This window comes from Methylobacterium sp. WL69 (assembly GCF_008039485.1).
Classification (GTDB): domain Bacteria; phylum Pseudomonadota; class Alphaproteobacteria; order Rhizobiales; family Beijerinckiaceae; genus Methylobacterium.
Window position 1 is genome coordinate 28033 of record NZ_VRUZ01000015.1, and the last position, 19145, is coordinate 47177.

Below are 19145 nucleotides of genomic sequence, written 5' to 3' on the forward strand. Positions count from 1 at the left end.
CGCCGGCCCTTTTCGTTGGTCCCTTGTCCACCCTTCTCCCCAGGGCAGTGGGGCGCCCGCGCTGATCAGGTCCGCCCGGGTCTGCTAGGCTGGCGCCATGCAACAGCGTCCCGCCCGCTCCGTGCCGAAGACCGGCTCCGCCCCGTCGGACTACACCACCAGCGCGGCGGTGCTCGATACGGCCGGCGCCACGCCGATGATGGCGCAGTACATCGAGATCAAGGCCGCCAACACCGACTGCCTGCTGTTCTACCGCATGGGCGACTTCTACGAGCTGTTCTTCGAGGACGCCGAGATCGCCTCGCGGGCGCTGGGGATCGTCCTGACGAAGCGCGGCAAGCACGGCGGCGCCGACATCCCCATGTGCGGCGTGCCGGTGGAGCGCTCCGACGACTACCTCAGCCGCCTCATCGCGCTGGGCCACCGCGTCGCCGTCTGCGCCCAGACGGAGGACCCGGCGGAGGCCAAGAAGCGCGGGCCGAAATCCGTGGTCCGGCGCGAGGTCGTCCGCCTCGTCACCCCCGGCACCATCACGGAGGACCGCCTCCTCGATCCGGCCCGCGCCAACGTCCTGCTCGCCATCGGCCGGACCAGGACCGGCAAGGGCGAGGCGGATCACGTCTATGGTCTGGCCGCCCTCGACATCTCCACGGGGCGGTTCGGCCTGAGCGAAGTGCCGGCCGCCGAGCTCGCCTCTTCCATCGCCCGGCACGAGCCCCGCGAGATCGTCCTGTCGGAGACGATCCACGCCGATCCGGCCCTCGCCCGCCTGTGGCGCGAGATTCCCGCTCCCGTGACGCCGCTGGCCCAGGCCGAGCTCGAGCCGGCGGCGGCCGAGCGGCGGATCAAGGCGCAGTTCGGGGTGTCGACCCTCGACGGGTTCGGCCAGTTCGGCCGGGCCGAGCTCGCGGCGGCGGGCGCGGCCCTGCTCTACATCGAGCGCACCCAGATCGGCGCGCGCCCGACCCTGTCGCCGCCGACCCGCGAGACCGCCGGGGCGACCCTCGCCATCGACGCGTCGACGCGGGCCAACCTCGAACTCACCCGGACCCTGTCGGGCGAGCGCCGGGGCAGCCTCCTCGACGCCATCGACCGCACGGTCTCGGCGAGCGGGGCGCGGCTGCTGGCCGAACACCTCGCCGGCCCGCTCACGGACCTTTTCGCGATCCAACGGCGGCACGCCGCCGTGGCGTGGCTGACCGAGCAGGGCGTCTCGCGAAGAACGTTTCGCGAGATCCTGGCGCGGGCGCCCGACCTCGCCCGCGCCCTGTCGCGCCTCGGCCTCGGGCGCGGCGGCCCCCGCGACCTCGCCGCCCTCCGCGACGGCCTCGACGCCGCGCAGGGCTTGGCGGCGCAGCTCGCCGCCCTCGACGGCCTGCCCGACGACCTCGCCGCCCTCGGCGAGCGTCTGGCACAGGTCGATGCCGGCCTCGTGGCTCACCTGAGCGCCGCCCTCGCCGACGACCTGCCCCTCAAGCGCACCGATGGCGGCTTCGTCCGCGAGGGCTATTCGGCGGAGATCGACGAGACCCGCGTGCTCGGCCAGGATTCCCGCAAGGTCATCGCGGCGCTCCAGGCGCGCTACGCCGAGGAAACCGGTTGCCGGACCCTGCGGATCAAGCACAACAACATGCTCGGCTACTACATCGAGGTGCCCCAGGCCGTGGGCGAGGGCTGCCTCAAGGGGCTGATGCGCGAGACCTTCATCCACCGCCAGACCATGGTCGACGCCATGCGCTTCACCAGCGTCGAGCTCGGCGATCTGGAAGGCCGCATCTCGGGCGCCTCCGACCGGGCGCTCAAGCTCGAATCGGCGGTGTTCGACGCGCTGTCCGGCGAGGCCCTGGCCCAGGCCGCCGCCATCGCCTCCGTGGCCGAGGCCCTGGCGGCCCTCGACGTCGCCGCCTCCCACGCCGACCTCGCCGTCGAGCGCGACTGGCGCCGCCCGGTGGTCGACGACGGCTACGGCTTTGCCGTCACGGGCGGGCGCCACCCCGTGGTCGAGGCGGCCCTGCGGCTCTCGGGGGCGCCGTTCATCGCCAACGCGTGCGACCTGTCGGGGGAGGGGCGCGGCCGCATCCGCCTCGTCACCGGCCCGAACATGGGCGGCAAGTCGACGTTCCTGCGCCAGAACGCCCTCATCGCCGTCCTGGCGCAGATCGGCGCCTTCGTGCCGGCGGCGTCAGCCCATCTCGGCCTCGTCGACCGGCTGTTCTCCCGCGTGGGGGCCGCCGACGATCTGGCCCGCGGGCAATCGACGTTCATGGTCGAGATGGTCGAGACCGCCGCGATCCTGAACCAGGCGACCCGGCGCTCCCTCGTGATCCTCGACGAGATCGGGCGCGGCACGGCGACCTTCGACGGCCTGTCCATCGCCTGGGCCTGCCTCGAACACCTGCACGAGAAGAACGCCTGCCGCGCCCTGTTCGCCACCCACTTCCACGAGCTGACGGCTTTGGGCCAGCGCCTGTCGCACCTCGACAACGCCACCCTGAAGGTCGCCGAGCACAAGGGCAACGTGGTGTTCCTGCACGAGGTGGTGCCGGGGGTGGCCGACCGCTCCTACGGCCTCCAGGTCGCGCGCCTCGCCGGCCTGCCGCCGGGGGTGATCGCCCGGGCCGGCGCCATCCTGAAGAACCTCGAAAAGTCCGAGCGCGACCGCCCGACCCGCCCGCGCATCGACGACCTGCCGCTCTTCGCCGCCCTCTCGGCCCCGCCCCTGGAAGAGGCCCCGCGCGAGGACGGCCTGCGCCGGGTGCTCGACGAGATCGACCCCGACGCGCTCACCCCGCGCGAGGCGTTGGAAGCGCTGTATCGCCTGAAGGCGGCGCGGGACGGGTGATCGACTCATCAGCTGCAGGACAAATTCTCAAGTAAAGCAACGATATACCTATCCTATTTCAAGATAAATTTTTATCTATATCGTCGTGTCCAAGAGATGGCGGGATGCTCGGGTCCCCTCTGCTGGAAGGAGAGGGACAGGGCGAGGTGTGGGACTTATTCGGAGAGTTCGCACACCTCACCCCAACCCTCTCCTTCCAAGAGAGGGAGCCCGTTGCGCTTGGCGAAGACGTTCCGATGACGGTCCAAAACGGGATTTCTCGACCCGCACGTCGGAATCGATCCAAGACCTTCAGACAGACGGCACGGCTTGCTTAATGCTGAACCATCGGACATTGTTGTGACGCCCGCCTTACGGACGTATGGACGACTCTCATCTGGAAGCGAGAGGATGCGTACCGCTAGATCACTTTCACCGGCAGACGGGGTGACGCGAAGTCCTGATCAAGGCGTCTGATAATACGAGGATCGCGTGAGGGTTGTAGATTACAACCTTCTACGGAGCAGATTCGTGTTCTAATATGGTATTTTTAAATGTCTTCTTTGTTTTCGTACTCGCATGCTGAATACCACGACAAGGTTGTGGCACTAAACGAAGGATGGCTGATAAGATACGCAGCCATGGCGACCATGGGTCTTCTGGACTACCAGGACTCCCAGGGTACGCGCGGCGTCCTGTTCGAGATCGGTGTTTGTGCAGGGCGATACTTCTCGGTCCTGATGCGAAGCGGCCACAGAAGTGGTGACCCTGTGATCGGACTAGATCCGTTCCTCTGGATTGACGAAGCCACTGTAAACGACAGGCTGCATGCCAACGTGCCGGGCGCGCCGTATCGTTTCATCAACGCCTACTCGACGGCCTACACCGCCAGGACTCTGCTCGACGAATTCGACGGCAAGCTGGCCCGGTTTATCTCCGTCGACGGATCTCATGAAGCGTCGGATGTTCTGTGGGATCTGCGTCTGACCGAGGAAATACTACACCCGGACGGTTTCGTGGCAGTGGACGACTTCTTCAATCCCGTCGCCATAGGTGTGAATGAGGGCGTGCATCGGTTCTTCAACAATCCGAGAGCGCTCGTGCCGTTCGCGATGTTTTCAAACAAGCTCTTCCTATGCCGTCCGCACAAGCTCAAATCCTTCAAGAAGGCTATAGCCGAATACGCCGAGTCGGATCAGTCCGAAGATCGGCCGAGGTTCTTCATCGAACACAGGAACAGGGGCGACAAGGCCATTGAGCAGACGCTTTGGGGCACGAAGTTCTACAGCTTCGGGTAGGTCGATCCGATCAGGAAAAGCCGGCCACCAGGGCCGGCTTTTCATTTGCCTTCCTGCAAGCCCTCAGGCAACGCGAGCTGAGGAGATCGAGACCCGAGGTTTCTCCCCTGCCCTCCACCGGCCGTCCTGCAGCGTGAGGATCGACCGGGCGCCATCCTGGTACGGCACGACGTGGCTGACAGCCCAGGTGCTCGGTCCCTTGTTGTACCCCTGCTGGAGCCGGAGCGCGCCGCCGGCATAGACGCCCTCGTTGATCTCCGGCGAGTGAACGCGCCCGATGGTCATCGTCCGGCCGGTCTTCGCGAGGCCCTGAACCGATGCCTTCGACCCGTTGACGCCGCGGAAGCCATGGTGCCCGACGTCGATGCCGTCGAGCAGTCGGCTGGAGCCGTCATAGGCCCATGAGACACCCTTCGGATCACTCACAGCACCCCGTATGGCATGCTCGACCAAAGAGAAGCGCGGTGCGCCTGATCGGCGTCCAAGGCGACGGCGACCTGTGCGCGGTGATCCAGCATCGCATCTTCGAGCTTGAGGCCCAGGCGGATGTTCGGAGCGTCGTGCCGGTCGCGGCCCTCTCGGATGTATCGGTCCAGGCCGATGTCGTGGTTGGCCTCCACGACGATGATCTCGCGGTCGTCGTTGGCGACCCGCTCCAGATGTTCGATCCCGGAGTTTGATGGAGCACGCTTCACGTCGGAGTGGAGGGACGCGCGATGGGCCGACCATCGGCCGTAGGCCCGAGCCGAACCCAGGAAACCCGAATTTAGGAAACCCGACCCCAAGAAACCGGCACCCGGCGCGAAACTGCCCTCAGTGGTGCAGCCGCTCCGACCCGTCGGCGGCCAATCGAAATCCGTCGAGGCCTTCGAGGCTCGCGGCGTGGCCGGCGCGGCGGTCGGCGACGTAGCGCAGGGCCCCGGCCACCACCCGCTCGGAATACGGCTTGGCGATCACCCCGAGGGCCCCGGCGAAGTCGTCCGGGATGCGCTTGGCGTTGGCGGTCATGAACACCACCGTGGTGTGCGGGTCGGCGCTGAGGGCCCGGGCCACGGCGACGCCCGTGGGTCCGTCGATGAGGTGGATGTCCACCAGGGCGACGTCCGGATGGGTCGCGAGACCGAGGGCGATGGCCTCCTGCGAGGAGCCCGCGACCCCCACGGTGACGTGGCCGAGGTCGTCGAGCAGGCATTCGAGCTCGAGGGCGATGAGCACCTCGTCCTCGACCACGAGGATGCGCAGGGGCGGCGTCGGGGTCACGTGGCCCATCGGGGAACCTCGACGTCTGGATCGGGCACGGCCTCGCTGAGGGAGATCGCGTCGAGGGGCACGTTGATCTCGACCCGGGTGCCCGGCGCGGTCTCGCTCCACGCGATGGTGCCGCGCAGCTGGCGCACCACCATCTCGACGAGGGAGCGGCCGAAGCCGGCCGGATTCGGGACGGTGGCGGACAGGCCGACGCCGTCATCCTCGATGAGCATGTGCAGCGCCCCGTCCCGGCGCCGGGCCGTGATGCTGACCCGGCCGGCCCGGTTGTCCGGGAAGGCGTGGCGCACGGCGTTGGTCGCCAGTTCGTGCAGCATCAGGGCGAGCGGCGCCGCCATGGCGGCCGAGACCGCCATGGAATCGATGGCCGCGCTCACGGCCGTGCGCTCGCCGTCGAGGCCGGCGACGAGGTCGCCGAGGAAGTCGTCGGCGAATTCCTGCAGGTTGAACCGGGTCACGTCGCCGGCGGAGTAGAGCATGCGGTGCACCGTCGAGAGGGCGCCGATGCGCTCGGCCATGCCGTTGAGGGCGGCGCGGGCCTCGCCCTCGGGGGTGCGCCGCGCTTTCAGCAGCATCAGGGACGAGATCACCTGGAGGTTGTTCTTGACCCGGTGATCGACCTCGTGGAGCAGGGCGGTCTTCTGCTCCAGGGCAGCGCGCAGGTCCGCCGTCTGCTCGGCGACGCGGCGCTCGAGATCGTGGTTGGCGTGGGTCATGGCGACTTCGAGGCTGTGCTTGCCCGTCATGTCGGCCTGCGCCGCGTAGTAGTGGGTGATGGCGCCGGCGCCGTCGCGCACGGGCGAGAGGGTCATGCCGTTCCAGAACGACGACCCGTCCTTGCGGTAGTTCACGAGCTCGGTCTCGAAGGTGCGCCCCGCCGCGAGGGCGGCACGGATGCGCGCCACGGTCTCGGGGTCCGTCTGCGGCCCCTGGAGCATCCGGCAATCGCGACCGACGATTTCGTCCCGCGCGTAGCCCGTCATCGCCAGGAACGCCGCGTTGACCCAGACGATGGCGTGGTCGCCGCCGCGGGCTTGCGTCAGCACCATCGGCGTCGGGCTCTCGGCGAAGGCGGAGACGAGGGTCATGCCCTCAAGGTGCGAGTGGCCCTCGGGCGAAGTCCGGCCCTGGGGCGAATCAGGTTGCTGCGACGGGCCCTGGGTGTCGAAGGTGCGACCGTCCGTCATGGCCGGCTCGACGTCGGCCGGATGGGTGCGGGATGCGGGAGACGGTTCGTCACATGGGGCATCCCGGTCAAGCACGGCGTCGCACCGCCGACGATCGGACTGCACCCCACGGACGGACCGGGGCGCAAGGTGCCGATTGGCAGACGGACAGTTTGAACGCACCCTGTTAACAAGTTATCGGCCATTTCTGAGGTTGGTCCGGCGACCGCGGCCGGAACGGCCGCTCGACCGCGCGGCTGGTCATGGTCGCAACCCGCGACGCTCGTCCGAAGTAAGCGTCGGGCCTGACAGGAGTTCCATCCCATGGCGACCAGCCGAGTGCGTAGCTCCCTGCGCCTGCGCGATCTCGCCGCGGACCCGCGCATCGGGCTGATGCTGGCCCTCGGCTTCTCGTCGGGCCTGCCCCTGCTCCTCGTGCTCGGCACCTTCTCGACGCGGCTCGCCTATTCGGGCGTGGACATCAAGGCCATCGGCCTCTTCAGCTACGTCGCGCTGCCCTACACCCTGAAGTTCCTGTGGGCGCCCCTCATCGACCGGTTCGACGTGCCGGGGCTGACCCGCCGCCTCGGGCGCCGGCGCGCCTGGATGGTGATGACGCAGGCGGCCGTCGCCGCCGCCCTGGCCCTGATGGCGTTCGCCGACCCGGCGACGAGCCTCGTGCTCCTCGGCCTCGGCGCCTTCCTGCTGGCGTTCTGCGCCGCCACCCAGGACGTGGTCATCGACGGCTGGCGCATCGACGCCGCCGGCACCGACCTCCAGGGCGTCCTCGCGGCGACCTCGAACCTCGGCTACCGCTTCGGCCTCATGGCGGCGGGGGCCGGCGCCCTGTTCCTCGCCGACGCCTACGGCTGGCGCGCCGCCTACCTGCTCATGGCGGCCCTGATGCTCGTCGGCCTCGTGGCCGCGCTCCTCGCCCCCGCCTTCGACCGGACGGGGGACGAGGCCCGCGCCGCCGCCGCCGTCGAGGCGGCCGCCGGCCGTCCGGCCAAGGTCTGGAGCTTCCGGGGCGCGGTGCTGGAGCCCCTGGCCGAACTGCATCGGCGCCTCGGCGTCGGCCTGTGGGCGATCCTCGTCCTCGTGGCGTTCTACCGGATGCCGGACTTCATCTCCGGCGTGATGGCGAGCCCGCTCTACTTCAAGGTCGGCTTCACCCTCACCGAGATCGGCGCCGTGTCGAAGCTCTACGGCATCTGGGTCGGCATCGCCGGCGCCTTCGTCGGCGGCTGGGCGATGCAGCGGTTCGGCCTGTTCCCGACCCTCGTGGTCGGCGCCTTCCTCGGCGCCGCCTCGAACCTCGCCTTCTCGTGGCTGTCCTTCGGCGGCCCGGAGGTGTGGCGCCTGACGGCGGCGATCTCCATCGACAATTTCTGCGGCTCCTTCGCCGGCATGGCCCTCATCGCCTACATGTCGAGCCTCACCGCACCGGGCTTCGCCGCGACCCAGTACGCCCTGTTCTCCTCGCTCTACGCCCTGCCGGGCAAGCTCGTCGCCGGCACCTCCGGCTACATCGTGGCGGCCTACGGTTACCCTGTGTTCTTCGCCCTCACGGCGGCGGTGGGCATCCCCGTGGTGATCCTGTGCTTGTTCGTCGGCCGGGCCGGCGAGCGCAGCGCCGCGCGGGCGGCGGAGGCCGCCGCGACGGACGCGGTTCCGCCGGACCCGGCCGAGCCGGACGCCTCCGGCGGGAACCATCCCGGCGGCCCCGGGCTTGCTCCTCCCGACCGCCGCGGCGCTCCGGCGCCCGGCCCAGACATGAGACCGCAGACGTGAGCAACATCTCCCCCGTCGACCTTTCCTCCGACACCGCCCCTGTGGCCGCCGGCGACGCGGCCTTGAGCGACGCGGACGCCGCCGCCCTGCGCCGGGCCGTGCGCACCCTCGAGAATCCGGGGTTGGCCGCACGCCTGTCCGCCGCCGCCGGCGCGCCCCTCGACATGATCGGCCGCGCCCTGCCGGAGGCCGTCACCGGCGCCGTGTCGCGGGCCACCGAGGGCGCCATGCACACGGCCCTGCGGGTGGCGCTCGCCACCCTGCCGGAGGCGCAGAAGACCCTGGTGCCCGCCGGCACCGACCTCGTGGACACTGTCGCGGCGCCGTCGAGCACGGCGCGCCGCCTCGGCCGGATGCTGCCGTCGAGCGACTTCGCCCACAAGGCCATGGCGGCGGTCTCGGGCGCCGTCGGCGGCGCCTTCGGCCTCGCGACCCTGGCGGTGGAACTGCCCCTCTCCACCACCCTGATGCTGCGCTCCATCGCGGGCATCGCCCGCGAGGAAGGCGAGGATCTGGCCGACCCGGAGAACGCGCTGGCCTGCGTGCAGGTCTTCGCCCTGGGCGGACGTGGGAGCGAGACCCCGCTCACGGAGAGCAGCTACTTCGCCGTGCGGGCGGCCCTGGCCAAGACCATGGCGGAGGCCGCCCGCTACGCCGGCAACCGCGCGCTCCTCGACGAGGCCGCCCCGGCCCTGATCCGGTTCTCGGCGCAGATCGCCGCGCGGTTCGGAATCGTCGTCTCGCAGAAGGTGGCGGCGCAGGCGGTGCCGATCCTCGGGGCCGTCGGCGGCGCCGCCGTCAACGCCGCCTTCATGGACCACTTCCAGGCCATGGCCCGGGCGCACTTCACCGTGCGCCGCCTGGAGCGGACCTACGGCGCCGCCCTCGTGCGCACGGCCTACGAGGCCGAGAAGTCCGCCACCGCCGCCGCCTGAGCCGGTGGCGGTTCAGGCCGCCGGATACCGCGCCGCCAGGAGGGCGTGGACGAGGCGGGCGGTCTGGACCTCGCCGCCCTCCGGCCGGCCGGGCCTGGTCGACGGGTTCCAGCCGTACAGGTCGAAATGCACGTGCGCTTTCGTGCCGGGGGCGAAGCGGCGCAGGAACAGGGCGGCGGTGATCGCCCCGGCGAAGGGGCCGCCCGGCGCGTTGTTGAGGTCGGCCACCTTCGAGTCGAGCAGGCCCGCATAGGGCGCGTGCAGGGGCAGGCGCCACACGGGATCGGCCACCGCCGCGCCCGCCGCCGCGACGGCGTCGGCGAGGGCGTCGTCCTCGGTGAAGAAGGCCGGGAGGTCGGGCCCCAGCGCCACGCGGGCCGCCCCCGTCAGGGTGGCGAAGTCGATGAGGAGGTCGGGCGTCTCCGCATCCGCCAGGGCCAGGGCGTCGGCGAGGACGAGGCGGCCCTCGGCGTCGGTGTTGCCGATCTCCACCGTGAGGCCGGCGCGGCTGCGGATCACGTCGCCGGGCCGGAAGGCCGCGCCCGAGATGGAATTCTCCACCGCCGGGATGAGGACGCGCAGGCGCAGGCGCAGGCCCGCCCCCATCACCATGGCGGCGGCGGCGAGGGCCGCGGCGGCCCCGCCCATGTCCTTCTTCATGAGCAGCATGCCGGCGGACGGCTTGATGTCGAGGCCGCCGGTGTCGAACGCCACGCCCTTGCCCACGAGGGTGACGCGGGGGGCCGCCGGATCGCCCCAGGTCAGGTCGATGAGGCGCGGCGCCCGCGGGGAGGCGGCGCCCACGGCGTGGACCAGGGGAAAGTCCTTCTCCAGGGCCTCGCCCGACACCACCGCGACGGCGGCGCCGTGGGCCTCGGCGAGGGTGCGGGCCGCCGCCTCGATCTCGGCGGGGCCGAGGTCGTTGGCCGGGGTGTTGACGAGGTCGCGCCCCAGGGCCACGGCGGCGGCGATGCGCATCACCGCCTCGGCATCGACGCCCTCGGGGGCGACGAGGCGGGGCGGGACGCCCGCCGGACCGGCGGCGCGGTAGCGGCCGAAGCGGTAGCCGCCGAGGAGCCAGGCGAGGCTCGCCTCCGTGCCGTCGACGGGGCCTTCGAGGCGGTAGGTGCCGGCGGGGAGCGCGCCGGGCAGCTTGCCGACGAGCAGGCGGTCGCGGCCCGGTCCCGGCTCGCCCAGCCCGAACAGCACCCGGGCGAGGCCGCCGTCCGGCCCCGGCAGCAGGGCGAGGCGGCCGGCCTTCGGCGCGAACTCCGTCGCACGGGCATAGGCGGCCTCGCGCGGATCGAGGCCGGCTTCGACACCGGGCCAGTCGGGACCGCCGACGCAGGTGACCGGGATGAGGTGCGTGGAATCCGGCGCGCGGGCGATCAGCTGGGACAGGGTCGGGCTCCTCGGAGGCGGGGGCGGGGTTAACCGCCGCTTAGGGTTAACGGTCTATCACCGGCCGACCGGTGGCGGGAAGCGCGCCGGCCGTGGGGAAGCGGAGTCGCGTGATGGTCAGGCCGCGTTTGGAAGCGTCTCGCAGGGCCGTGCGGATCGGCGCCGTCGTCGGACTGGCCGTCCTCGCCAGCGCCTGCAACCGGTCGAGCGGACCCGAGACCACGGGCTCCATCGGCGGGACCGAGTCCTCCGGTGGCACGAATTCCCTTGGAGGACTCGGCCTGCCCGGTTTCGGCCGCAAGCCGTCCAACGTGGTGTCCCGCCGCGACGTCGAAGCGCTCGGCGAGCGCTACACCGCCGATCCCGGCGACGTCGCCCTGGCCCTGCGCTACGCCCAGGCCCTGCGCGCCACGAGCCAGCGCTCCCAGGCCGTGGCGGTGCTGCAGCAGATCGCCCTGCGCAATCCCAAGAACACCGCCGTGCTCGCGGCCTACGGCAAGAGTCTCGCCGAAGCCGGCCGCTTCGCCGAGGCCGCCGACGTGCTCCAGAACGCCCACACGGCGGCCCAGCCGGACTGGCGCGTGCTCTCGGCCCAGGGGGCGGTGGCCGACCAGCTCGGCGACCACACCCGCGCCCAGGAGCTCTACGAGGCCGCCCTCAAGATCCAGCCCGACGATCCGGTGATCCTGTCCAATCTCGGCCTGTCCTACGCCCTCGCCAAGCGCCTCGACGCCGCCGAGGCGACCCTGCAGCGCGCCGCCGCCCAGCCGCGCGCCGATGCCCGCGTCCGCCAGAACCTCGCCCTGGTCTACGGCCTCCAGGGCAAGTTCTCCGACGCGGAGGCCGTGTCCCGCCAGGACCTGTCCCCCGACGAGGCCGCCGCCAACACCGCCGCCCTCCGCGCCGTCGTCGCCCAGCCGAACGCCTGGAAGGCCATCAAGGCCTCGGACGCGAAGGCCAAGCCCGCCGGCAAGCCCGCCGGACGGGGCTGATCCGTCCGGCGGCCGTGCTTGCAGGCTCCCCCTGGTGGCGCGGGTGCGGATGTCTTCCGGTTCGATGCCAACGGTGGGAGTGATGTGATCTCGGATTTTGTGCCCGGCTCGGATAAAATCGTGATCGGCCCCTCGATCACGAATGCCATCCTCTACAATTATCGAGGGTCCGCACTGCTCGAATTCGACAATGCGTCGAACGTTCTTCTGTCCGGCGTCTCGCCATCCGCGATCAGCGCAACCGATCTCGTGTTCCTGTAAAACGGATCGATCCTGCACAACGCGTGTTGTGCAGGATCTTCATACGAAGTGAAATGAAAATACGGAAGTTCTCGTCAGGAATCGGAATTCCGCGAGAAAAATCTATAGGGTTCTGTATTTGTAGTATCGTAGATATCATCATCGACTGCGTGTTCAGCGAGATACTTTTCTGTCGCGGCCTTCAAAGCCGGCAGAAGAGTTCCAGACTTGAGGCCAAGAAAAAGATCTGATTTATAATATTCGTCGGCTTCAAGGGAGCTTTTTTTCATCTGAGAGACCCGATTCAACCATTCGGTCTTCTGTCCATCATTCATCGTCCTGTCCGTTCGGATGCGCGCTTCCAGCGCTTCCCAGGAGTCGAAACGCTCGACGACCTCGCCGCCGCCTATGCCGGACAGGACAATGGCCCGCTGGGGCTGGGGCTTCTGCGCCTCCTCCCATACGGCCTGGCTGATCGTGAAGGTGAAGGCGACGCCCGAAACCTGCTTGGCTGCGGCACCCCAATTGGTCGCGATGCCGTTTATAGACTTGACGATCTCGATCGTGGCGTCGGACTGGGGCTTCGCGGAATTGGTCGGGCTCGCCTGCAGCAGCATATGGGCTGTGCTGGGCCGGGCGGAAATCTGGCTCAGGGACATGGTCGCTCCTCGTCGCGATCCCTCGATGGTTCGCTTTATCAAGTCCCATTCTCGCGATCATGATATAAGATCGTGTTAATCGATCCGGATAGTCAGTCGAGGCCACGGGTCTTGTTTGCACTGAGCTTGAGGAACGGCCGCGATGGCGGCGAGCCGCCGCCTCAGGGCCTCGGCGCATCCGTGGGTGTCGCCGATGGCGCGGCCGGTGGGCGCCGCGCCGTCCGGTCGGGCCGGCGGGCGTTCTCGGGCATCCTGGTGTTCTCGGGCGTCTCGGTGACGGCGGCGCCGGGCGGAACAGGACCCGTCTCCCCCGCGCGGGCCCTCCCGGATTCACACATCCGCCCGATGGCCGACAGCGAGGGCCACGATGCGCCGGCCGGGGCGCTACCCCTCCGCGGCCACCTGCAGAATGTCCACCGGCCCGTCCTGCGCGTCGGAAAACACCCCCACCGTGAGGGTGCCGCCGAAGACGCAGGCGGTGTCGAGGTTGGTCCGGTGCCGGCGCAGGTCCGGCCGGCCGCTCAGTTGCGGCGTGTGGCCGTGGACGACGTGGCGGCCGAAATCGTAATCCGCCGACAGGAACGGCTCGCGGACCCACAGGCAGGTCGGCACGTCGGGATCGATGCCGGGCCGGCCGGGGCGGAAGCCGGCATGGACGTAGTAGCGCCGCGAATCCTCCGAGACCGTCGGCAGGGCCGACATCCAGTTCAGGACGTCGTGGGGCAGGGCCTGCGGATCGCGGGTGCCGTAGGATTTGAGGGTCGCCACCCCGCCGTTCTCGAGCCAGGGCGCGGTGCCGAAGCCGTCGCGATAGGCGGCCAGCATCAGGCTCTCGTGGTTGCCCATGAGGCAGGTGACGGCGTCGGGCTCGGCGTCCTGCAGGGCGCGCAGGGTCGCGACGACGCCGGCACTGTCGGGGCCGCGGTCGATGTAGTCACCGAGGAAGACGAGGCGGCGCCGGGCGCCGGCCCGGTGCGCCTCGATGGCGGCGAGCAGGCGCCGCAGGGCCCCGGCGCATCCGTGGATGTCGCCGATGGCGTAGGTCAGGCCGGTGGACACGCCGCGCCGGTCAGGCGACCTTCGTCAGGCCGGTCGTTTTCGGGGTCTTCTGCGCCTCGGGTGCCTTCTGAGCTTCGGGCACTTTGGGACTCTCGGGCACCTTGCCTAAGGCGGCGCCGGGCGGAACGGCGGCTTTCTCCACCGCGCGGGCCGGCACGGCGGCGGCAGGGTCGGGCTTGGCTGGGTCGCCCTTCATGGGAACGGCGGCGGCTTCCGCCGCCGTGAGGATCGGCGTCGGCTTTTCGCCCGCCTCCAGGACCTCGTCCGTGTGGACGTCGAAGCGCAGGAGCAGGGCCGTGGCGAAGCTCGTCGAGATGGCGACGTCCGTGGCGTCGCGGCCGCGGGCGATGACGATGCGGCCGATGCGGCGGCGGTTGTTGCGGGCGTCGAAGGTGTGCCAGGCGCCGCCGAGATAGACCTCGAACCAGGCCGAGAAGTCCGGCGGCGGCACCACCGGCACGCCGATGTCGCCGAGGTAGCCGGTGCAGTAGCGGGCCGGGATGTTGAGGCAGCGGCAGAACGCGACGGCGAGGTGGGCGTAGTCGCGGCAGACGCCGCGCTGCTGGGTGTAGGCGTCGTGGGCCGAGCGGGTGGCGTCGGCGTCCTGATAGTTGAACTTGATGTGGGCGTTGACGAAGTCGCACACGGCCTGGACCCGGGCCCAGCCCTCCGGTCCGGCGCCGAACAGCTCCCAGGCGATGTTCGAGAGCTTGTCGGTGTCGCAGTAGCGGCTGCCGAGGAGGAAGCGCATGGCCTCGTCGGGCAGGTCCTGCACGGGATGCTGGACCGCGTCCGCCACCACGGGGTCGAGCTCGCCGGAATCGTGGACGAGGAAGTCCGTCGACACGGTGATGCGGCCGGCCGGCGCCAGGATGCGGGTGGTGACGTTGCCGAAGGCGTCGCGGTACTGGTGTGCGTCCACGGGCGGATCGAACGTCATCACCTCCGGCGTGAGGATGTCCGCCGCCCGCGAGGGATGGACGCTGAGGAGGAACATCATCGGGGTCGGCTGGAACGTCTCGTAGGTGATGGCATAACCGGTCCGGATCTTCATGATGGCCGCTATGCTCCAGTGCAGGCCCGAGACGGACCTGTCGAAATCAGGGATAGAACAGAAAACGCCCGCAACAGATCTTCGTTGCAGCGACGCCACTGAATCGTTCGTGGGTCGGAGACTTCTCCGAACACCCGGCCCAGCGTGAAGCCCGGCAGGATGCAGAGCCCGCCGCCCCGTGGCAAGCCGGCGCCGCACCGTGCCGGTTCACGATCCGTCGTCCGTTGTACCGGGCGCATGCAGGAAGGGGGCCAGCCCACCCGGCCCCGTCAACCCCACAGGCGCCGCCAGTCCCGCAGGCGTCGCACGGCGTCGACGCAATCGGCGTGCGAGCCGGCAAAGGAGAACCGGACGTGGTGGTGGCCGTCCACGGCATCGAAGTCGAGGCCCGGGGTCGCGGCGACACCGGCCTCGTCGAGCATGCGCCGGCAGAAGCCGGCCGCGTCGTCGGTGAGGTTCGAGACGTCGGGATAGAGGTAGAACGCCCCGTCCGCCGGGTGGGTGCGGCCGAGGCCGAGGCCCGGGAACGCGTCGAGGAGCAGGGCGCGGTTGGCGGCGTAGCCGGCGCGCACGGCCTCGACTTCCTCCACGGCGTCGAACGCCGCCATGGCCGCCACCTGCGACAGGTAGGGGGCGGAGATGAACAGGTTCTGGGCGAGGCGCTCCACCGGGCGCACCAGCCATTCGGGCACCACCATCCAGCCGATGCGCCACCCGGTCATGCACCAGGTCTTCGAGAACGAGTTGATGACGATCGCATCGGGTTCGTAGCGCAGCGCCGTGTCCGTCGGCACGCCGTAGCTCAGGCCGTGGTAGATCTCGTCGGAGATGAAGCGGAGGCCGAGGGCGCGGGCCGTGGCGCAGAGGTCGGCGAGGCGGTGCGGTTCGATGACCGTGCCGGAGGGGTTGGCCGGGCTCATCACCAGCACGCCGGACAGCGGGTCTTTCGCGTGGAGGGCGCGCAGGCCCGCGCTCGTCGGGGCGTAACGGTCGGCCTCCGCCAGGGGCAGGGCGGCCGGCACGAGGTCGAGGGCGTGCAGGATGCTGCGATAGGCGGGATAGCCCGGCTGCGGCACGGCGATCCGGGCGCCGGCATCGAACAGGCCGAGGAAGGCCAGGATGAAGCCCGCCGACGAGCCCGTGGTGACGACGATGCGCCCGGGCGGCACGTCGATCCCGTGGGTGTCGGCGTAGTGCCGGGCGATGCGTGCGCGCAGGGCCGGCAGTCCGAGCGCCTGGGTGTAGGGCAGGGCGCCGCCGGCAAGCGCAGCCTGCGCCGCCGCGATCACGGCCCGCGGGGCCGGTGCCGAGGGCTGGCCGACCTCCATGTGGACGACGCCGTCGCCCCGCGCCTCGCGGGCGGCGGCGGCCGACATGACGTCCATGGCGAGGAACGGCGCGACGCGGGCGGCGCGCTGCGAGGGCGAGGTGGGGGGCAGGCCGGCGGAGGGGGATTGCGAAACCGTCATCGCATCCCCGTAAAGCCGTTTCGCGCGGGACGGAAACCGCGCCGCGCGGCCGTGCGCGATTGACCGGCCGCCGCGAAAACGCCTAACCCCGCCGATAGACGCACCCGATCTCGTGTCCGATCCTCTCCAGGCCGGCCGCGTTTCCCATCCGGTCGCCCCCGCGAGGACGCATGCCCCTGCTCCGGTCCCTTCTCACCTCCGTCGTCCTGTTCGGCGCCTCCGCCGCCTGGGCGCAGACCACCCCGCAGAACGCCCCGGCCGCGGCGACACCTTCCCCGGCCACGCCGGCCCCGGTGTTCTCCGACACCCAGCGCCAGGCCATCGAGGCCATCGTCAAGGATTACCTCGTCAAGAATCCCGACGTGCTGCAGGAGGCCATCGCCGAGGGCGAGAAGCGTGCCCAGGAGACCCAGAAGCTGGCGCAGTCCGCCGCCCTGAAGGAATCCCGCGAGACCCTGACCAATTCGCCCCACGGCGTCGTCGTCGGCAACCCGGCGGGCGACATCACCGTGGTGGAGTTCTTCGACTACAATTGCGGCTACTGCCGCAAGGCGCTCGGCGACATCCAGACCCTGATTAAGTCCGACCCGAAGCTGCGGGTGGTCCTGCGCGACTTCCCCGTCCTCGGCGCCGAATCCCTCGAGGCCAGCAAGCTGGCCCTCGCGGCCAAGCAGCAGCTCAAGGCGGACAAGATGTTCGACTTCCACGTCAAGCTCTTGGAGACCAAGGGCCGGGTGACGGGCGAGCGCGCCCTGGCGGTGGCCAAGGAGATGGGCCTCGACACGGCCCGCCTCGCCAAGGACGCGCAGGGCCCCGAGGTCAAGGCGGCCCTGGCCGAGAACGTGAGTCTCGGCGACAAGCTCGGCCTGTCCGGCACCCCGGCCTTCATCATCGGCGACGAGATCATTCCCGGCGCCGTCGGCGTCGATCCGATCCGCAAGACCATCAGCGACGTCCGGCAGTGCGGCCACGCCAGCTGCTGAACTGACAGAACCCGCGCGCCCCGACGTCGGGAGGCCGCTGGTCTCCCGATCTCAGAAACTTCCAGCCTGACGACGACCGAGCCGATGCCCAAGGAGCCGATGTCCAAGAACGATCCCTTCGATCCGGAGCTCGTGCGCGAGCTCGCCAAGCTCATCACCGAGACGGATCTCACCGAGATCGAGGTCGAGAAGGGCGACCTGCGCATCCGCGTCGCCCGCCGCATCGAGCCCGTCCACGTCCAGGTGGCGGCCCCCGCCCCGGCGCTGGCCGCCCTGGCCCCGGCGCCCCAGCCCGTGGCCGGTCCGGGCGCCGTGCCGGAGCGGGCCCGGGCGGGCGCGGGCCATCCCGGCGCCGTGCCCTCGCCCATGGTCGGCACCGCCTACCGCCGGCCGTCGCCGGACGCCAAGGTGTTCGTCGACGTCGGCTCCAAGGTCGAGGCGGGCGAGAAGGTGCTGCTCATCGAGGCGATGAAAACCTTCAACGAGATCGTGGCCCCCCGCGCCGGCACCGTCACGGCCGTCTTCGTCGAGGACGGCCAACCCGTCGAGTTCGGCGAACCCCTCCTCGTCATCGAGTGAGGCGCGAGGCATCATGTTCGACAAGATCCTGATCGCCAATCGCGGCGAGATCGCCCTGCGCATCCTGCGCGCGGCCAAGGAACTCGGGATCGCGACCGTCGCCGTCCATTCCACGGCCGACGCCGACGCCATGCACGTGCGGCTCGCCGACGAGAGCGTCTGCATCGGCCCCCCGGCCGCCCGCGACAGCTACCTCAACATCCCCTCCATCATCGCCGCCTGCGAGATCACGGGCGCGGACGCCGTCCATCCGGGCTACGGCTTCCTGTCGGAGAACGCCCGCTTCGCCGAGGTGCTGGCCCACCACGAGATCGGGTTCATCGGCCCCAAGGCCGAGCATATCCGCATCATGGGCGACAAGATCGAGGCCAAGCGCACGGCGAAACGCCTCGGCATCCCGTGCGTGCCGGGTTCGGAGGGCGGGGTCGAGGACCCGGTGGAGGCCAAACGCATCGCCGCCGAGATCGGCTATCCCGTGCTGGTGAAAGCCGCGTCCGGCGGCGGCGGCCGCGGCATGAAGGTGGCGCGCACGGAGGCCGACCTCGAAGAGGCCCTCGGCATGGCCCGCCAGGAGGCGAAGGCCGCCTTCGGCGACGACGCCGTCTACCTCGAGAAGTACCTGGAGAAGCCGCGCCACATCGAGGTCCAGGTGCTGGGCGACGGCCAGGGCAACGCCGTGCACTTGGCCGAGCGCGACTGCTCGCTGCAGCGCCGGCACCAGAAGGTGTGGGAGGAGGGCGGTTCGCCCGTCCTCGACGAGGCCATGCGGGCCGAGATCGGCGGCATCTGCGCCCGCGCCATGCAGGAGCTGAAGTACCTCGGCGCCGGCACGGTGGAGTTCCTGTACGAGGACGGGAAGTTCTACTTCATCGAGATGAACACCCGCATCCAGGTCGAGCATCCGGTCACCGAGATGATCACCGGGATCGACCTCGTCAACGAGCAGATCCGCGTCGCCGCCGGCCTGCCGCTCTCGGTGACCCAGGACGAGATCAAGGTCTCGGGCCACGCCATCGAGTGCCGGATCAACGCCGAGCACCCGGCGACCTTCCGGCCGTCCCCCGGCCTCATCACCTACTTCCACCCGCCGGGTGGCCTCGGCGTGCGTGTCGATTCGGCGGTGTTCCAGGGCTACCGCATCCCGCCGCACTACGATTCGCTCATCGGCAAGCTCATCGTGCACGGGCGCACCCGCAACGAGTGCCTCATGCGCCTGCGCCGGGCCCTCGACGAGTTCGTGGTCGACGGCGTCGATACCACGCTGCCCCTGTTCCGGACCCTGGTCCGCAACGCCGACGTCCTGAACGGCGCCTACGACATCCACTGGCTGGAGAACTTTTTGGCGGCCGGCGGCCTCGACGAGCCGTAAATCTTCGCTTTCGACCCGGAATGGCGCGTGGGGGCGGGAACGGCGCAGGCCGGCGTTCGTTCG

General features: G+C 70.2%; 17 protein-coding genes and 1 pseudogene. 10 read left to right on the forward strand and 8 right to left on the reverse strand.

Annotation, left to right across the window (positions count from 1 at the left end; all coding sequences use genetic code 11):
* Positions 1-196 precede the first annotated feature (196 nt).
* Positions 197-2842 carry a DNA mismatch repair protein MutS gene (mutS, locus tag FV218_RS06925; protein ID WP_246685020.1) on the forward strand — a complete coding sequence of 882 codons (2646 nt, stop codon included), beginning with the start codon at positions 197-199 and terminating at the stop codon, positions 2840-2842.
* A gap of 620 nt (positions 2843-3462) precedes the next feature.
* Positions 3463-4119 carry a class I SAM-dependent methyltransferase gene (locus tag FV218_RS06930; protein ID WP_187272986.1) on the forward strand — a complete coding sequence of 219 codons (657 nt, stop codon included), beginning with the start codon at positions 3463-3465 and terminating at the stop codon, positions 4117-4119.
* Positions 4120-4182: 63 nt separating this feature from the next.
* On the opposite strand, the gene FV218_RS06935 is transcribed toward FV218_RS06930, so the two are convergent.
* A complete protein-coding gene (locus tag FV218_RS06935) occupies positions 4183-4545 on the reverse strand; it encodes a hypothetical protein (protein WP_056093039.1) in 363 nt (120 codons plus the stop codon).
* A gap of 38 nt (positions 4546-4583) precedes the next feature.
* Here FV218_RS06935 and FV218_RS06940 point away from each other — a divergent pair, with 38 nt between their 5' ends.
* Entirely contained in the window at positions 4584-4799 is a 216-nt protein-coding gene (locus FV218_RS06940; RefSeq protein ID WP_056093037.1) for a hypothetical protein, read from the forward strand.
* A gap of 133 nt (positions 4800-4932) precedes the next feature.
* On the opposite strand, the gene FV218_RS06945 is transcribed toward FV218_RS06940, so the two are convergent.
* Together FV218_RS06945 and FV218_RS06950 are read right to left on the reverse strand one after the other, a co-directional pair.
* Positions 4933-5388 (reverse strand): response regulator, encoded by a 456-nt coding sequence (locus FV218_RS06945; RefSeq protein WP_056093034.1) that lies wholly within the window; start codon positions 5386-5388, stop codon positions 4933-4935.
* Positions 5376-6473 (reverse strand): PAS domain-containing protein, encoded by a 1098-nt coding sequence (locus FV218_RS06950; protein ID WP_056094169.1) that lies wholly within the window; start codon positions 6471-6473, stop codon positions 5376-5378. Before FV218_RS06950 ends, FV218_RS06945 begins: the two co-directional genes overlap by 13 nt.
* A gap of 402 nt (positions 6474-6875) precedes the next feature.
* Between FV218_RS06950 and FV218_RS06955 the strand changes: the two genes are divergently transcribed.
* Together FV218_RS06955 and FV218_RS06960 are read left to right on the forward strand one after the other, a co-directional pair.
* Positions 6876-8342: an MFS transporter gene (locus tag FV218_RS06955; RefSeq protein WP_147709191.1), complete on the forward strand. Its 1467-nt coding sequence runs from the start codon at positions 6876-6878 to the stop codon at positions 8340-8342.
* Between the two features lie 5 nt (positions 8343-8347).
* A complete protein-coding gene (locus FV218_RS06960) occupies positions 8348-9277 on the forward strand; it encodes an EcsC family protein (RefSeq protein ID WP_147709213.1) in 930 nt (309 codons plus the stop codon).
* A gap of 12 nt (positions 9278-9289) precedes the next feature.
* Here the strand turns inward: FV218_RS06960 and FV218_RS06965 are convergent, their stop codons facing one another.
* The gene (locus FV218_RS06965; RefSeq protein ID WP_246685021.1) at positions 9290-10636 is read right to left on the reverse strand and encodes a leucyl aminopeptidase family protein; all 1347 of its coding nucleotides are present in this window, start codon (positions 10634-10636) and stop codon (positions 9290-9292) included.
* 155 nt (positions 10637-10791) lie between these two features.
* On the opposite strand from FV218_RS06965, the gene FV218_RS06970 reads away from it, so the two are divergent.
* Complete coding sequence (locus tag FV218_RS06970) at positions 10792-11670, forward strand: tetratricopeptide repeat protein (RefSeq protein WP_056093023.1); 879 nt, start codon at positions 10792-10794, stop codon at positions 11668-11670.
* 18 nt (positions 11671-11688) lie between these two features.
* Positions 11689-11931: a hypothetical protein gene (locus FV218_RS06975; protein WP_147709193.1), complete on the forward strand. Its 243-nt coding sequence runs from the start codon at positions 11689-11691 to the stop codon at positions 11929-11931.
* A gap of 74 nt (positions 11932-12005) precedes the next feature.
* Here the strand turns inward: FV218_RS06975 and FV218_RS06980 are convergent, their stop codons facing one another.
* The 4 genes and pseudogenes from FV218_RS06980 to FV218_RS06995 all read right to left on the reverse strand — a co-directional run bounded on the left by FV218_RS06980 (position 12006) and on the right by FV218_RS06995 (position 16151).
* Positions 12006-12569, reverse strand: coding sequence for a hypothetical protein (locus FV218_RS06980; RefSeq protein WP_147709194.1), 564 nt, complete (start codon positions 12567-12569; stop codon positions 12006-12008).
* Between the two features lie 384 nt (positions 12570-12953).
* The gene (locus FV218_RS06985; protein WP_147709195.1) at positions 12954-13628 is read right to left on the reverse strand and encodes a metallophosphoesterase family protein; all 675 of its coding nucleotides are present in this window, start codon (positions 13626-13628) and stop codon (positions 12954-12956) included.
* A gap of 250 nt (positions 13629-13878) precedes the next feature.
* A pseudogene (locus tag FV218_RS06990) lies at positions 13879-14682 on the reverse strand (transglutaminase family protein); the annotation flags it as partial.
* Positions 14683-14951: 269 nt separating this feature from the next.
* A complete protein-coding gene (locus FV218_RS06995) occupies positions 14952-16151 on the reverse strand; it encodes an aminotransferase class I/II-fold pyridoxal phosphate-dependent enzyme (RefSeq protein ID WP_147709197.1) in 1200 nt (399 codons plus the stop codon).
* A gap of 170 nt (positions 16152-16321) precedes the next feature.
* On the opposite strand from FV218_RS06995, the gene FV218_RS07000 reads away from it, so the two are divergent.
* The 3 genes from FV218_RS07000 to accC all read left to right on the forward strand — a co-directional run bounded on the left by FV218_RS07000 (position 16322) and on the right by accC (position 19082).
* The gene (locus FV218_RS07000; RefSeq protein WP_056093008.1) at positions 16322-17134 is read left to right on the forward strand and encodes a DsbA family protein; all 813 of its coding nucleotides are present in this window, start codon (positions 16322-16324) and stop codon (positions 17132-17134) included.
* Positions 17135-17233: 99 nt separating this feature from the next.
* Positions 17234-17713, forward strand: a complete 480-nt coding sequence (accB, locus tag FV218_RS07005; RefSeq protein WP_056094166.1) for an acetyl-CoA carboxylase biotin carboxyl carrier protein — start codon at positions 17234-17236, stop codon at positions 17711-17713.
* 13 nt (positions 17714-17726) lie between these two features.
* A complete protein-coding gene (gene accC / locus FV218_RS07010) occupies positions 17727-19082 on the forward strand; it encodes an acetyl-CoA carboxylase biotin carboxylase subunit (protein ID WP_147709198.1) in 1356 nt (451 codons plus the stop codon).
* Positions 19083-19145: the final 63 nt, after the last annotated feature.

What these genes read in the sequence shown, in the direction of transcription:
- mutS (WP_246685020.1), top strand. Translation starts at nt 197, where the DNA reads ATGATGGCGCAGTACATCGAGATCAAGGCCGCCAACACCGACTGCCTG.
- FV218_RS06930 (WP_187272986.1), top strand. Translation starts at nt 3,463, where the DNA reads ATGGCGACCATGGGTCTTCTGGACTACCAGGACTCCCAGGGTACGCGC.
- FV218_RS06945 (WP_056093034.1), bottom strand. Translation starts at nt 5,388, where the DNA reads ATGGGCCACGTGACCCCGACGCCGCCCCTGCGCATCCTCGTGGTCGAG.
- FV218_RS06950 (WP_056094169.1), bottom strand. Translation starts at nt 6,473, where the DNA reads ATGACCCTCGTCTCCGCCTTCGCCGAGAGCCCGACGCCGATGGTGCTG.
- FV218_RS06955 (WP_147709191.1), top strand. Translation starts at nt 6,876, where the DNA reads ATGGCGACCAGCCGAGTGCGTAGCTCCCTGCGCCTGCGCGATCTCGCC.
- FV218_RS06970 (WP_056093023.1), top strand. Translation starts at nt 10,792, where the DNA reads ATGGTCAGGCCGCGTTTGGAAGCGTCTCGCAGGGCCGTGCGGATCGGC.
- FV218_RS06980 (WP_147709194.1), bottom strand. Translation starts at nt 12,569, where the DNA reads ATGTCCCTGAGCCAGATTTCCGCCCGGCCCAGCACAGCCCATATGCTG.
- FV218_RS06995 (WP_147709197.1), bottom strand. Translation starts at nt 16,151, where the DNA reads ATGACGGTTTCGCAATCCCCCTCCGCCGGCCTGCCCCCCACCTCGCCC.
- FV218_RS07000 (WP_056093008.1), top strand. Translation starts at nt 16,322, where the DNA reads ATGCCCCTGCTCCGGTCCCTTCTCACCTCCGTCGTCCTGTTCGGCGCC.
- accB (WP_056094166.1), top strand. Translation starts at nt 17,234, where the DNA reads ATGTCCAAGAACGATCCCTTCGATCCGGAGCTCGTGCGCGAGCTCGCC.
- accC (WP_147709198.1), top strand. Translation starts at nt 17,727, where the DNA reads ATGTTCGACAAGATCCTGATCGCCAATCGCGGCGAGATCGCCCTGCGC.